17 protein-coding genes and 1 pseudogene are annotated in these 13,533 nt (G+C 45.3%); 10 read left to right on the forward strand and 8 right to left on the reverse strand.

All coding sequences use genetic code 11. The annotated features are described in order from the left end of the window. Positions 1 to 780 precede the first annotated feature (780 nt). The 7 genes from JCM19037_RS21150 to JCM19037_RS21175 all read left to right on the forward strand — a co-directional run bounded on the left by JCM19037_RS21150 (position 781) and on the right by JCM19037_RS21175 (position 4,764). Positions 781 to 1,314: an MFS transporter gene (locus tag JCM19037_RS21150; RefSeq protein WP_042404427.1), complete on the forward strand. Its 534-nt coding sequence runs from the start codon at positions 781 to 783 to the stop codon at positions 1,312 to 1,314. A 53-nt stretch (positions 1,315 to 1,367) separates the two neighbouring features. Then, positions 1,368 to 1,586, forward strand: coding sequence for a hypothetical protein (locus JCM19037_RS21155; RefSeq protein WP_042404428.1), 219 nt, complete (start codon positions 1,368 to 1,370; stop codon positions 1,584 to 1,586). Beyond that, complete coding sequence (locus tag JCM19037_RS21160; RefSeq protein WP_152549175.1) at positions 1,549 to 1,980, forward strand: hypothetical protein; 432 nt, start codon at positions 1,549 to 1,551, stop codon at positions 1,978 to 1,980. Before JCM19037_RS21155 ends, JCM19037_RS21160 begins: the two co-directional genes overlap by 38 nt. Next, positions 1,977 to 2,588 carry a PadR family transcriptional regulator gene (locus JCM19037_RS21165; protein ID WP_052364178.1) on the forward strand — a complete coding sequence of 204 codons (612 nt, stop codon included), beginning with the start codon at positions 1,977 to 1,979 and terminating at the stop codon, positions 2,586 to 2,588. The genes JCM19037_RS21160 and JCM19037_RS21165 overlap by 4 nt, the downstream gene beginning before the upstream one ends. Before the next feature lie 86 nt (positions 2,589 to 2,674). After that, positions 2,675 to 3,769 (forward strand): GNAT family N-acetyltransferase, encoded by a 1,095-nt coding sequence (locus JCM19037_RS21170; RefSeq protein ID WP_307189910.1) that lies wholly within the window; start codon positions 2,675 to 2,677, stop codon positions 3,767 to 3,769. A 37-nt stretch (positions 3,770 to 3,806) separates the two neighbouring features. Beyond that, on the forward strand, positions 3,807 to 4,271 hold the full coding sequence (locus JCM19037_RS28940; RefSeq protein WP_255357965.1) for a carcinine hydrolase/isopenicillin-N N-acyltransferase family protein: 465 nt from the start codon (positions 3,807 to 3,809) through the stop codon (positions 4,269 to 4,271). Continuing rightward, the gene (locus JCM19037_RS21175) at positions 4,159 to 4,764 is read left to right on the forward strand and encodes a C45 family peptidase (protein WP_255357966.1); all 606 of its coding nucleotides are present in this window, start codon (positions 4,159 to 4,161) and stop codon (positions 4,762 to 4,764) included. Before JCM19037_RS28940 ends, JCM19037_RS21175 begins: the two co-directional genes overlap by 113 nt. Positions 4,765 to 4,902: 138 nt before the next feature. Here JCM19037_RS21175 and JCM19037_RS21180 read toward each other — a convergent pair whose 3' ends face one another. Then, positions 4,903 to 6,057, reverse strand: coding sequence for an acyl-CoA dehydrogenase family protein (locus JCM19037_RS21180; RefSeq protein WP_042404432.1), 1,155 nt, complete (start codon positions 6,055 to 6,057; stop codon positions 4,903 to 4,905). A gap of 93 nt (positions 6,058 to 6,150) precedes the next feature. Between JCM19037_RS21180 and JCM19037_RS21185 the strand changes: the two genes are divergently transcribed. Beyond that, complete coding sequence (locus JCM19037_RS21185) at positions 6,151 to 6,774, forward strand: HAD family hydrolase (RefSeq protein WP_307189911.1); 624 nt, start codon at positions 6,151 to 6,153, stop codon at positions 6,772 to 6,774. 548 nt (positions 6,775 to 7,322) lie between these two features. Here the strand turns inward: JCM19037_RS21185 and JCM19037_RS21190 are convergent. The 7 genes and pseudogenes from JCM19037_RS21190 to JCM19037_RS21215 form a co-directional block, all read right to left on the reverse strand. Beyond that, positions 7,323 to 7,571 carry a DUF1450 domain-containing protein gene (locus tag JCM19037_RS21190; protein ID WP_042404436.1) on the reverse strand — a complete coding sequence of 83 codons (249 nt, stop codon included), beginning with the start codon at positions 7,569 to 7,571 and terminating at the stop codon, positions 7,323 to 7,325. 8 nt (positions 7,572 to 7,579) lie between these two features. Then, positions 7,580 to 8,077: a hypothetical protein gene (locus tag JCM19037_RS21195; protein ID WP_042404437.1), complete on the reverse strand. Its 498-nt coding sequence runs from the start codon at positions 8,075 to 8,077 to the stop codon at positions 7,580 to 7,582. Positions 8,078 to 8,161: 84 nt separating this feature from the next. Further along, positions 8,162 to 8,665 (reverse strand): GH32 C-terminal domain-containing protein, encoded by a 504-nt coding sequence (locus tag JCM19037_RS25330; protein ID WP_152549176.1) that lies wholly within the window; start codon positions 8,663 to 8,665, stop codon positions 8,162 to 8,164. Further along, a pseudogene (locus JCM19037_RS30415) lies at positions 8,632 to 9,611 on the reverse strand (glycoside hydrolase family 32 protein). The gene JCM19037_RS25330 and the pseudogene JCM19037_RS30415 overlap by 34 nt, the downstream one beginning before the upstream one ends. A 12-nt stretch (positions 9,612 to 9,623) precedes the next feature. Further along, positions 9,624 to 11,030, reverse strand: a complete 1,407-nt coding sequence (locus JCM19037_RS21205) for a sucrose-specific PTS transporter subunit IIBC (RefSeq protein WP_042404439.1) — start codon at positions 11,028 to 11,030, stop codon at positions 9,624 to 9,626. Between the two features lie 15 nt (positions 11,031 to 11,045). Next, positions 11,046 to 11,540 (reverse strand): PTS glucose transporter subunit IIA, encoded by a 495-nt coding sequence (locus tag JCM19037_RS21210; protein ID WP_042404446.1) that lies wholly within the window; start codon positions 11,538 to 11,540, stop codon positions 11,046 to 11,048. 46 nt (positions 11,541 to 11,586) lie between these two features. Next, entirely contained in the window at positions 11,587 to 12,651 is a 1,065-nt protein-coding gene (locus JCM19037_RS21215; protein WP_052364180.1) for a LacI family DNA-binding transcriptional regulator, read from the reverse strand. 67 nt (positions 12,652 to 12,718) lie between these two features. On the opposite strand from JCM19037_RS21215, the gene JCM19037_RS23775 reads away from it, so the two are divergent. Together JCM19037_RS23775 and JCM19037_RS21220 are read left to right on the forward strand one after the other, a co-directional pair. Beyond that, the gene (locus JCM19037_RS23775; RefSeq protein ID WP_052364181.1) at positions 12,719 to 12,949 is read left to right on the forward strand and encodes a hypothetical protein; all 231 of its coding nucleotides are present in this window, start codon (positions 12,719 to 12,721) and stop codon (positions 12,947 to 12,949) included. Between the two features lie 26 nt (positions 12,950 to 12,975). Then, positions 12,976 to 13,311, forward strand: a complete 336-nt coding sequence (locus tag JCM19037_RS21220) for a DUF1259 domain-containing protein (protein ID WP_052364182.1) — start codon at positions 12,976 to 12,978, stop codon at positions 13,309 to 13,311. The last annotated feature ends 222 nt before the right edge of the window (positions 13,312 to 13,533 follow it).

Here is a 13,533-nt window from a genome sequence, read left to right on the forward strand (position 1 = left end):
TGCAGTCCAGACTACAAGTGCAACATCGGTGGTCAAAAGACGCCCGCCGTGTTTTCTATGCACTCCAGAGCACAAGTGCAACATCGGCGGTCAAAGTACGCCCCCGTGTTTTCTAGGCACTCCAAACTTCAAGGGTGACGTTAGCTCACTCTTCTGTCGACTAGTTGGAGATGTTCCAAATGTCACAAACGCTGATTTAAGTGACAGTTCAGGAAGCGAAATGGACGGTTTAGGACGGCAAATGCCTCATAAAGACTCCAAACGGTCACAAATAGTAGCGTAAGTGACAATTGGGGCCGCCCTCGAGCCCATCCAGTCGAAAGTCAAGTGTATAGGAGAGTGCAAGGCCAGTGGCGCAAATTGTCACAAATACTGGTATAAGCGACATTTCAGGCAGAAATACCGGCGTTTGGAGCAGTCAAATGTCACAAAAAAGTACCAACGGGTCACAAAAAGTCGTTTCTGTGACAATCTGAGTGGATATGAGCCGGATTGCTGGCACGAATGGTCACATAAATGAATCACAGAGAGCGCCCCCCTGTTCTCGACGCGGTCCGCGGTTCACGCACGTTTCTTCCCAAGTAATTTTATTTCTGATATTTATCGCAAAGAGCTTCTTGTTTCCTCCGACGAGGGGAAGGAACGGGTGTTGTGCAATCTCAACCATCAGCCCAGTGAGTTTCCTTACTTCACATGTAGAAAGCAAAAATGTCTTGCTTTTTCTTTTGTTTTTATATATAAATATTTATATATAAACTTATATAAAGAGGAGCGGTTTTCATGTGGACTTCGGCTTTTAAGGTGTTATTTACGAACCGATTACTCACATTATTTGCGGATGCTTTGTTATTTTTTGCACTATTAAAAGAAGTGGAACAACGTGTGAGTGACCCGACGCTGTTCGTGTGGTTTTATGTGGCGTATTACGTGCCTGTCTTGTTTTTATCGTTACCGATTGGTGCTTGGATGGAGTCAAAACAACTCAAGCGAGTCATCCGATTTTCAAACGTGGCCAGGGCTGTTTGTTTGTTGCTTATCGTATTCCTATTACCGATACTTCCGCTCCTCTATGTGCTCATCTTTTTAGCGGTGCTGAGCGTATTGGATTTGTTTTTCTTACCGGCCAGCCAATCATTTTTGCCTAGAATCGTTCCCGAACAGCATCGCCCTCGAGCGAATTCATGGTTTCAAATGGCGATTACAACTGTTCGAATTATTGCACAAGTGTTTGCGGGCATATCCATTATGCTCAATGTACCTGTCACCTATCTGCTAGTCGTGGCGATGATCTGCTTAGCTGTGGCGGGGGGATAGCTACAAAATTACCAGCTGTTCGTAATGTTGAATCGTGTCGTGAAGCACTTCGTTTGCAAATTGTTGCCGGTTTTCGTTATATGCTCTCCCACACTAAACTTAGGTGGCTATTTGCTTTCGTATCCGTAGGTATGTTTGTTGCGATGTCATTTGAGCTTGTAATTATACACTTTCTCACTGAAACCGTTCGGGTTGGGGTTGAGAACATCGCTTGGGTGAGTGTGAGCAACATCATTGGCATCACCGCCGGCGCTTGGTTGGCACCTAACTGATGTTGCGTCTGGATCGGAAATGGCTGCTCTTTCCACCGTTTTTATTTTTGGTCATGACGTTCGTTGTGTTACTGTTCGTGACGACGCTACCCGTTCTTCTCCCGTTTTTTATTATGCAAGGTTTGCCATCGGCGTGTTTCAAGTGACCGCTGTTACACTCATCCAAGAGTGGACAGACCGTAAATACTACTCCCGAGTGTTTGCGTTGTACTTTTTGGCGACGAGTGGGATGATGTTACCAAGTGTTTTTGTGAGCGGATTTTTATTATCGGTGAGCTCATTCCAAGTGACGGTCACGATTATGGGTTCAATTCTATCCGTAGCAGGAATTCTAGGGGTTTGCTTATTTCCGAGCATTGGTAAATCTAACAACAGGAAGGAGAACGCTTCATGAGTCTAAAACACGGTTTACTCGGACTATTATCGACGTGGGAAGCAAGTGGTTATGATATAAAACAAGAGTTTGACGGGTTTGTAAGCGTATTTTGGCACTCGAACCTGTCGCAAATTTATCCTGAACTCGCCAAGCTTGAAACGAACGGATGGATTCAAAGTAGACTCGTTCCACAAGTCGGTAAGCCCGACAAAAAATTGTATCAAATTACAGCGGCTGGAAAAGAAGAGCTAGTGACTTGGTTAAGCCAACCACCTGAGCTTCCAAAACGAAAAGACACGTTTCTTATGCAAACGTTTTTTAGCGATCAATTATCAACCGATGAAGCACTTTTTCAACTGCAAACATTTGGGCGGAAACAACGCGAAAAGATTGACGAGATGGAGAAGTTTCTAAACGATACACTACAAAGTATTCGCACCCGTCAAGCAATTAAAAAACGAATTGTTGTCGCCGCAAGTGTGTATACACATGCAATCGAGCAAGAAAAGCTGTACTTAGCGTGGGTCAAAAATATGATGGTGGCGTTAGAGAAAGCCCGAAGTATTTGGGATGATGACGAAGAGGAGCTTACGTTTGAAGAGTTTGACCGATTGTTTTTGAAATAGAAGAAGACGTAAACAGATGACCGGGAAACCGGTTTTTCAAAAAGGTACAGACAATTTGCTATAATGGCATAAAGGTGGGTGTTGAGATGAAAGTGATCACACTATGTGGATCGACGAAATTTAAAGAGCAATTCGAACAAGCGGAGCGAGCGTTAACACTTGAAGGACATGCGGTCATTAGTGTTGGTTTTTTTGAGCAGTCTGAAGGCATTGAAATTACCGACGAGCAAGTACAAATGTTTGGACAAATTCATTTTAAAAAGATTGATTTGGCAGATGAGATTTTTGTCATCGATCCAGGGGGATACATCGGAGAAGCGACACGTAAAGAAATTGACTATGCACACAGCTATGAAAAAGCCGTTCAATATTACTCAGAAAGTGGGATGATGATGATTCGTAGGCTAACTCAAGCTGATCATGAAGAATGCTTTGCTCTATTGAAAACAAGAGCAGCAGAAAATTTATTCATTATTGGTGATATTGAAGCGTTTGGATATGAACAGGGTTTTCAAAGGTTATGGGGAGAGTGGGATGAGCGAGGCGAGCTTATTGCGGTTCTTCTTAAATACCGGCAAAACTACATCCCTTTTGCCGTCGCACCGTTTGATGCGCTAGCCTTTTCAGAAATTATGCTCAAAGATTCTGAGTTTCATATGATGAGTGGGCTGAAAGAAACGACTGAGAAGATCGAGCCGTATCTCGGTGCATATAAACGAAAACGAGAAACGTATTATGCGAAGTGTACAACCGTTAAGAATGATTTCCGTGACGTGTCTGTAGTAGAGCGAGCGACAGAGGCTGATGCCGAGCCGATCGTGAATCTGTTAAACAGCATTCCAGAATTTGACCAATCGGTTGACGTGACCGCTAGTGACAAACGAAAAGGGATGGAAGATGGTGTATCACGCTCAGTATACGTACAAGTTGGCGGACGAATCGTCTCGACAGCTTCAACAGCTGCAGAAAATACCGTCTCAGCCATGATCATTGCAGTCGGCACACATGCAGATTATAAGCGAAAAGGGTATGCCTCCCAGTGCATGCAAGCCCTTTGCCAAGAGCTAATCTCAGAAGGAAAAGAGCTTTGCTTATTTTATGACAACCCCGAAGCGGGGAACATTTACAAGCGTATCGGATTTGAAGATATCGGTTTTTGGATGATGTATACATATGAATGAGTATCGCGTGAGTGTTCAAGAATTGAGAGGTAGCTCGTTGGATATTGGAAAGGCACAGGGGCAGCACAAAGCTGTACAATTAAGTTCACATTTATTAAAGAAGCAAGACAATTTCTCCAACGCATTTCGCACTTTTCAACGTTTTGCTCCCCATCTAATCCGTGAGCTAGAAGGTATTTCAAGCGAGAAAGGTATATCTGTAGAAGAGGCTTTTTCAATGTATTCAGGGTATGGAAGGTTTGATTTTCCGGCAATGGGGTGTTCGACACACTTTACCAATAACGGGGCCGTTCGCAATTATGATTTCTCCCCGCAGCTGTATGATAAGCGTTTGGTTTGTTCAGCGCCAACGAAAGCGTATGCAAGCGTTGGTACTTCTCTCCATCTTATTGGTCGGCACGAAGGGGTTAATGAAAAAGGGCTATGGATTTTCTTTGCACTTTGTAAACAAAACAGACGCTCAAGGGTTTTTAGCGACAATGATTGTTCGGATCGTACTTGATACATGTATGAATGTTACTGAAGCAGTCGCTTGTATAGAGCAGCTTCCTCATGCGTGGTGTTATAATTTTGCTATTCGTGATGAGGCAGGGGAAAGAGCGATACTTGAAGCGTCGCCAGAAAAGGTATATGTGAGGTCGGATGATCGATGTACAAATCATTTTCATACAATGACCCAAAAGAATCGTACAATTCTCGGTTCGAGTATACAGCGTTATAACGCAATGGATCAGCTAGAGCATCTATCATTGAAACAGGTGATGAAGAGCTTTATTGAAGAAGAATCTCCGTGGTTTTCAAAAGAATATGATGAATATTTTGGTACACTTCATACATTTGCCTACGATTTTGAACAGAAAAATATCTACTTCTCCATTCCTGGAGAAAAGACTCCGTTCCAATTGAATTGGCCTACTTGGGTTCAAGGGGAGAGGCTTACGATAAGTGAGTTAATCGGAGAGTTACCAGGGTTTCGTGAAAGCCGGGGAAAGTAATGGTTTCAACAATAAAGATATTCAGTAGCGCTACTGCCTGAATTGTATCGTGTCGTAATCTAGAAAAGTATTAGTAAAATACTTGAACATCTACCATAGATTGTACTATGGTAGATGTTCATTTTCAGCAAAGAAGCCCTACATGCCGAGATGTTTGGCAATGATGGTTTTCATAATTTCATTCGTTCCGGCATAGATGCTAGCGACAGGGACGTCCCGGTAGCGCCTAGCAATTTCATATTCTTCCATATAGCCGTACCCTCCGTGCAGTTGCATGCACTCCCCGGCAACTTTCTTCGCAAGGTCTGTCGTCCACCATTTGGCCATCGACACTTCGTTCACGATGTCTTCCCCGTCGATATGCTTAACGATGAGTTGATCCACAAATGTCCGACCGATCTGAATCTCAGTAGCTAGTTCTGCCAGTTTAAACTGGGTGTTTTGGAACGAGCTGACCGGTTTACCAAACGCGTGACGTTGTTTCACATAATCTAAGGTGAGTTCCAACATCCGCTCACAAGACGCCATCGCACTAATTGCAACAGTGAGACGTTCCTGCTGCAGCTTGTCCATGAGATAGTAGAACCCTTTTCCTTCTTCACCAAGTAGGTGAGCCGCAGGAACTTCGCAATCTTCGAAAAGCAGCTCAGACGTACCACCGGTATGCTGTCCGACTTTTTCTAGTTTTTTGCCTTTTTTGAACCCAGGGACAGGTTGTTCAGTAGCATCAACGATGATCAGACTTAATCCGTGATGGGCTTTTTTTGCGTTCGGATCGGTTTTGCAGACGACAACAACGAAGTTAGAGAGACTGCCATTTGTAATAAAAATCTTCTCTCCATTTAACACGTACGTGTCACCGGTCTTGACTGCGGTCGTAGTAATGGCTGACAAATCTGAGCCTGTACCGGGTTCGGTCATGGCAACCGACGATATGAGTTCTCCGGTTGTTGCTTTTGTTAACCATTTTTGCTTCTGCTCTTCTGTCCCAAAGGCTTCAATATACGGCATGACAATGTCATTGTGGACGCCGGGACCCATGAGGCCTGTACCCACTCGCTCGAGCTCTTCCCCAAGGATCGCAGAGTAGCCGAAGTCAGCTTCGATGCCGCCGTATGATTCGTCTGCCCACGGGCAAAGGTACCCTAATTCGCCGAGGTCTTTCCAAAAGGAAAGCGGAACTTCTTTTTCTCGTTCCCATGAATCAAAGTAAGGTCGAACGTTTTTGTCTAAATATGAGCGGAGTGACTTTTGAAATAATTCATGACTTTCAGTAAAAAACGGGCGTGTCATCTTCATCTCCCCAATCATTCGTGATGTATTCACTGTATTTATTATACAATAGAGTGAGTATAGAGAAAGGAGTGAAGACCAATCGATAGCATTATTTTTGACCTAGATGGAACGCTTTGGGATTCGAGTGAGACCGTTTTAAAAACGTACAATCAAGCCATTAGTGCCCACCCAAAACTTGATCAGCCCATAACAGTAGAACAATTAGGGAGCACGATGGGCTTGCAAGCGAAAGAAATTGGAGAAAAGCTCTTTCCACAGTTAGACGAACAAGAACGAATGCAATTACTCGGTGAAGTTGAACGTAAAGAAAACGAACAACTTCTTCTGGAAGGAGGCAGATTGTACCCACAACTGGAAGAAGTGTTGGCTGAACTGTCCTCCTCCTATGCGCTCTACATCGTTAGTAATTGCCAAGAAGGGTACATTGAAGCTTTTTATGCGTACCATCAACTCGGGAAGTACTTTAAAGACTTTGAAAACCCAGGGCGCACCGGGCTATCAAAAGGTGAGAACATTACGCTTGTCATGGAGAGAAATCAGCTTCACTCCCCAGTGTACGTCGGCGACACAGTCGGGGATCAGAAAGCGGCTCAGCTAGCAGGAATTCCGTTTATTTATGCTGAATATGGCTTCGGTGAGGCGGATCATTTTGATCAGAAAATCAAACATCTAGCCGAGTTGCCAAGTGCCATAAAACAAATAGAGAAGTCGTAAACGACTAAAACCCGGATGGCCGTTGATAGGACATCCGGGTTTTTATGGTGGATCGAGAAGGTGAGGCGGCGACCTTCGCCACTCTACTTTTAATTGGTGAATTATAGGAGGATGGTGATCTAGATCACGCCCAAAATGATCTAGATTACGTTAAAATGCTGATATTTTCCAGTAACTGGGCGATCTAGACCATTTTTCACTGTTTTCAGCACCAGCGGTGCTGACGGCCGTTCGTTTTTGGGGGTTTTTAGGAGAAGGGTGATCTAGATCACCCTAGAACTCCACACTTTATCTCATACTCGGCGAACTATGACCGTTCGTTACTTCACAACCCTGTTTAGTCATATCAACCTTAAGAGCTAGCAACCATCGGCACCGGAGGTGTCGAAGATAAACCGAACGGCATGTCGTTCGGTTTTGTGACGGGTAGAATTTCTTACACGAAGCGTATGGAACGGACGGTTAATGCAGCGACAACCGCAAGAACTAGCGCATTTTTCTCGTGTAACATCATCTCCTAATGAAAAACCCGCTGCATGAGCAGCGGGTTACATGGAGTAAAGTTCGAGTTCCACTTCGATGCGGAATTTGAGTTTTTCGAGGCACTCTTCGGGGGTGTCGCCGAAAACCCGATTGCCGTTTACGACGGCAAAGGGGCGTACTGCACAAAGTCCGCATTGGGAGAGGCATTCGTTCGTGACGACATCGACTTCGGGGTACTTGTCTTCTAATATGGCTTCAACGTCTATATTCGTCATCGAACTGCTCTGGCAGAGCTCGACGATAATAATTCCCATCAGATCACCTACTTTGTTGTGCGTTTAGGGGGATAGAGGTGGACGACTCGGATCATAACGAACAAAATGTAGACGATGCTTATCACGATCCAAACGGTTTGCAACCAATCAACGGTCGTTAGAATCATAATGCTCAAACCAATGACTGGAATGATGGAAGCAAAGGCAGAGATTTTGTACAACATAAAAAAGCCCATTTTCCGCTTTACAATTCGAGCGTACATCATCAAAAACAGTGTAATGAATACGAGTGGTGTAAGAATGGTGAGTACGAAAAACGGATAATACAAAAATGTGAAATACACAAAAAAGATCGGCAAGGCGAGTTCCGCAGCCATATTCTCGCCGGACAGCACCATCTGAAGTCCAAGCGGAATGCTCACGATAAACAAAATAAAACAAAGAAATACAATGGGCAATCCAAAACCTTCCCGATTGAGCGTAAAGACCGCTTGCTTTTCGGGGAGTCGGATACTTAGTCGCAGAAATTCAAGGATTGTTTTCATAAAGGCTCGCCTTTCTGAGCAGTGATTATACGTTTAGTATACTAAATGCACGAAAGGGGATGCCATAAAAAGAAACCCTCCAAGCTAGAGGATTTCCCATTGTGTTCCTTGGATTGTCACATTTGTGTCGTTTGTAAATGTGTTAAACCCGGTTGCGCCTTCGCTCGGGAAGATGCGACTTGTGAATACGGCTTCGCCACCGTTGACGAAAATTTCTACGGAGGAGTGGTCCATGAATACGTGAAGGGTATGGCAATGTTCAGTAAGGTTGAGTGCGGGTGGTGCCTTCACTCGTTGCAGGTATTTCGCCTGAAAGGTCCGGTCGAGTGTGAGCTGTTTCGTTGCCATCTCATAGGTGAGTACCGTTTGCTCGGACTCGCTCGTTCTCATGTTGATTCCGTACGTACTTGACGTCTCTCCTGGTGTGAAAGTGACGTATGCTTCGTAAACATGACCAAATGTCCTCGTTGTTGTATCTGAGAAATGCGTAGAAGCTCCCCGTTGTGTCTTCAGTTCGGCAACGGGGTTTTGTAAGAGACGTTCACCTGAAATCGTTAGTTCACGAGGATGGTGAGGCAATGTGCCCATTCGTCTCGCTCAGTCGGCACGGAACGGTCAGGCAGCCCCATCCATCCGATGAGAATTCGTCGGCCGTCTGGACAGGTTGTCGTTTGCGGCGCATAAAAGTCAAACCCGTGATCAAGCTCTCTAAAAGGGCCGTGGCTCATCGAGCCGTCAGAAACGTTTAGCTTTGAGCCGAGAATGTATCCGCTTTGGAAAATGTTTCGATAAGCATCGCCCTTTGCCTCTAATCCTTGGGGGCAAAAGAGCAATACACCGTGACCGTCGAGTTCAAAGTAATCGGGACATTCCCACATGTACCCAAAGTTATCGAGGGATGTATTTATTTCTCCGACGAGTGTCCAATCTAAGAGATCAGTAGATGAGTACAGCAATGCGCACCCGGTGATGTCTTCACGTTGTGCACCGATCACAAAGTAATACTGATCATTTTCTTGCCATACTTTTGGGTCGCGCACGTGTTCAGTGTAGCCTGGCGGCGAACTTCGACAACGGGCGAAGGGTGTTTTTCGATGCTGCCATCTGCCTTCATAATCGCAAGACACTGGTTCGGTGTTCGCTCCCAATTGGAATCTCTCTCGTTTCCTGTGTATAACAAGTACAATTGCTCATCAACAACAATGCCACTACCTGAATACGCACCATGACTTTCAAACGATTCTTCTGGTTCAATGGCAACCCCCTGACCTTGCCACAAAACGAGGTTTGTTGATGTTGTATGATACCAATGTTTAAGCCCATGAACAGCTCCGTATGGAAACCATTGGTAAAAGAGATGATACTGCCCGTTATAAAAGCAGAAGCCGTTTGGATCATTGAGCAAGCCCGTTGGCGGCTGAATATGATAGTGTTGCCGCCAAGGAGCGTGATCTACGACGTGCAAAAGTCGGGATTCTTCAGTTTTTGACATGGCAGAATACGGTCGGTAACGTTCCTCTTTCGTCCACTCCATCTGATCACCTCATTATGCTTCTTCGATTTGTTTCTTTTCTTTATCTGAATAACCAAATAGCCACGTGAGCACAAATGCAACCGCGATGGCGATGCCGTTTGCAGCGAGGTAGAGAAGAATCTGTCCATCGAGATATAACAGCGTACCTGGGATGACGGTAATGGCCATACCTGTCCCCGCTAAACCGACGAGTGAAGCGAAGAAACCACCCGCTGCTCCACCAACGAGACCCATAATAAATGGCTTTCCGTAACGAAGATTCACACCGAATATCGCAGGTTCGGTAATGCCAAGAAAGGCTGAGAATGATGAAGGAAGAGCGAGAGCCTTCAGCTTCTTTTCTCGGGTTTTCAGGCCAACAGCTAGTGCTGCAGCCCCTTGTGCGGCAATGGCTGTCGTAATGATTGCGTTAAATGGATTTGCCCCAAGCTGATTCAAGAGCTGTACTTCTAGAAAGTTAAAAATGTGGTGCACACCGGTAATGACAATCAGCTGGTGGAAGAAACCGATCACGAGACCGCTAATGCCAAATGGAATGTCAAGAAGGTACAATACCGCACTCATCACCGCGGATTCAAGCGCACTAAATACGGGACCAATCGCAAACAGAGCAAGGACGATCATAATAAACAATGTTAAGAAAGGAGTAACAATGAGATCCAACGACTCGGGTACTCGTTTCCGAATTGCCTTTTCCAGCTTCGCGCCTAAGAAACCGGCGATAAATGCTGGAAGAACGGAAGCTTGATAGCCCGATACTTCTAAAAATCCAAAGAAAACGATCGGGTCAGCCACGCCTTCTGCAACCGCCCATGCATTTGGCAGCGCAGGGTTAACGAGCATGAGCCCAAGAACAATCCCAATGACTGGGCTGCCTCCGAAAACACGAAACGCGGACCAAGCGATAAGTGCGGGTAGGAAAGCAAAGGCGGTATCGGTAAGAACTTCAGTGAATAGCAAAAAGTTTTCTGGTATTGTCTCTGGCGTGAGACCGAACCAAGCGAGAATTTCTTCTTGCATGAACAGACCGCGAAGTCCCATAAACAGTCCCGTTGCAACGAGCACAGGAATAATGGGGACGAAAACATCTCCAAATGTTCGAATGAGTCGTTGAAACCAGTTTCCTTGCTGCTTCATCTCTTGCTTCTGATCATCGGTGCTCACTTCTGCAATGCCAAGCTTCTCGAACTGTGCGTAAATTTGGTTGACGGTCCCTGTCCCAAAGATGACTTGGTATTGCCCTGAATTGTAGTACGCCCCTTTCACCTTTTCAATGTCTTCAACGGTTTCTTGGTCAATCGCCTCTTGGTCATGTACCATCAGTCGAAGCCTCGTTGCGCAGTGAGCGACAGATTTGATGTTGTCTTTACCGCCAATCGCGTCGATGAGCTGTTCCGCAATCTTACGATTATTTGCCAATTTTGACCCTCCCTATTAAGAACCTTGATAATGAACGATCATGTCTTCTCCAGCGCGAACGTCTACGTTTTCTTCTGTAATCGTCAACGCTTCATGGTCGGCGCCTTCGGTAATGATAATTGGGGTAATGAGACTTTCTGCGTTTGCTTTTACATGTTCCACATTGAAGGTGATTAGCGAATCACCGACGTTCACTTTTTGCCCCGCTTCTACATGACTTTCAAATCCTTGACCATCTAACTGCACGGTTTCTAACCCGATGTGAATCAAAATGCCAAGGCCTGTTTCTGAAATGATACCGATGGCGTGTTTCGTTGGGAAAACTTGTTCAACCTTGCCATTTACCGGTGAGAGGACTTGCCCGTTCTCTGGCATGATTGCAATGCCTTCTCCCATCATTCGTTTGGAAAAAGTCGGATCTGGAACGTCATCAAGACTCACTGTCTTTCCTTGAATGGGTGCATAGATTTGCTCTTCACGTCGTTGTTTTCCAAATAATTTTTTTAGCATGTACATCACTCACTTTCATCGTTTTTGTTGTGGGAAGATCGCAAGATTAGCGACGTTGCCAACAGCTCGTGGCGGTTTTCAATCGGCTGTTCATTAATTTGCGCAAGCAGTTTTTCCGATGCACGGACCCCGATATCAAACACAGCTGATGGACAACACTTAGCGGTGGGGCGGTAATGTTCGCCCATTCGTAGTCATCAAAGCCAATGACGGCAACTTCACGTGGAATGTGGATGTTTTGTTCCTTTAAATAAGTAATTGCCCCGATGCACATGAGGTTGTTTGCCACAAACAATGCTGTAATCTGTTCGGTTTCAAACAGATGTTTGCACGCATTGTACCCTCCCTGAACGTGTGAATCACCACTTTTAACGAGGGCAGTATTGTAAGGAAGTTTCGCCTCTTGAAGTGCTCGTTTATATCCGGAAGTTCGTTCGACTGTCGTGCTCAATTGATTCAGCCCAGTAATCATACCGATGTGCTTATGGCCGGTTGATAGGAGTTCGGATACTGCTGAATAAGCTCCTTCTTCATTGGCAACGGTTACCGAAGGTTGGTCCATTCCTTTAGGAATTCGATCAATGAAGACGATGGGAACATCTTCAGGAAGGTACATCTGTATGTCTTTTACGTCCAGCGCACTTGTAGCGACAATTAATCCGCTCACTTGTTGGGAAGTAAACGCTTGCAGTTTTTGGATCTCAACGTCTACTCGCTCGTTCGTGTTGCCGACGAGCAGTTGGTACCCTGCTTTCTCTAACACGTCTTCAATCCCTTTCACAACAGATGTGAAAAAGTGATTGGCTAGGTCAGGTACGATGATGCCGATTGTGGATGTTTTTTGGCTGCGAAGGGTTTTCGCAGCATGGTTTGGAATATAACCTAAAGCTTTCATCGCCAGTTGAACACGTGTCGCGGTCGTTTCTGCTACATAACGTGTTCCGTTAATGACGTGGGAAACGGTCGCTGTAGAAACGTCAGCTTTCTGTGCAACATCACGGATGCTCGGTTTGTTCATGGAATCGCTTCCTTTAAGGAGGTTATGATGTACGTAATCGTTTACGTAATCGTTTACGTACATCATAACGGAACGTTCATAAATGTCAATCATTTTTTTATGGTTGCTTCGTCATAGGCGCCAACGCGCACACATAAGCAGTAAGAAGGAGGCGATGTGCATGACCGATGCTTGGCAACAATATGTTAATGACGTGCGGACGTGGTTGAATCAAATCCAATCGCATAGTGAAGCCGATTCCGCGCTGGAAAAGGAAGCAATGAATTTCAAAGCGGAGCTTAGAGATCTCGAGGAAAACGATGAGCATTACATCCAAAAACGTATGGAGGACATATACAACAACCTGCACGTGCGTGAAGATCGAAGATGTAAGCTTACGGGGAAACGCTAGGGGGCACAGGTAGGGATGCGGATGGTGTGTGTAAAGTTGAGCTGAAACGTCATTTCGATACAACGATTGATGGAAAAAGGAGTCGTAGTGCAACGCCAGTAGGGGTAACCTTTGAGCCTATCGATGAAAAAGGGCAAGCGTTAAATCTAGCTGAAGTAGCGATTGTGCAATCAGAAGTTGGGCCGTTTCTTAGAGCGCTTGCCCGGCAAGGGTTAACGGTCTCGGCTTTACACAATCATTGGATCAATATCGAGCCATTTATCATGTACGTGCACATTCAAGATGTGTCAGAACCGGTCAAATTTGCGGGGAAACTCCATGAAGCGTTCAAGTCATTAAACAGAATGCCCGTACAAAAGTGACAATCATGTAAGATAGACTAAAGAAAGATCGATGCCTCTCCTTACTTGGCGCACGTAAGCTGATCATTAAGGAGGGGCATACGATGAAAGGATGGTTTTTGCGAGCTTAAAGTATACTAGATAGTGTGAACTTTACATTTTCCTGATTTGGGCTATGGATTGTTGCTTTCCACTACAGGCTGATGCTTGCCGCGGAGGACCGGCCGAGCCTCCTCGGTCTAG

The organism is Geomicrobium sp. JCM 19037 (genome assembly GCF_000698105.1).
Classification (GTDB): Bacteria; Bacillota; Bacilli; order Bacillales; family Marinococcaceae; genus Geomicrobium_A.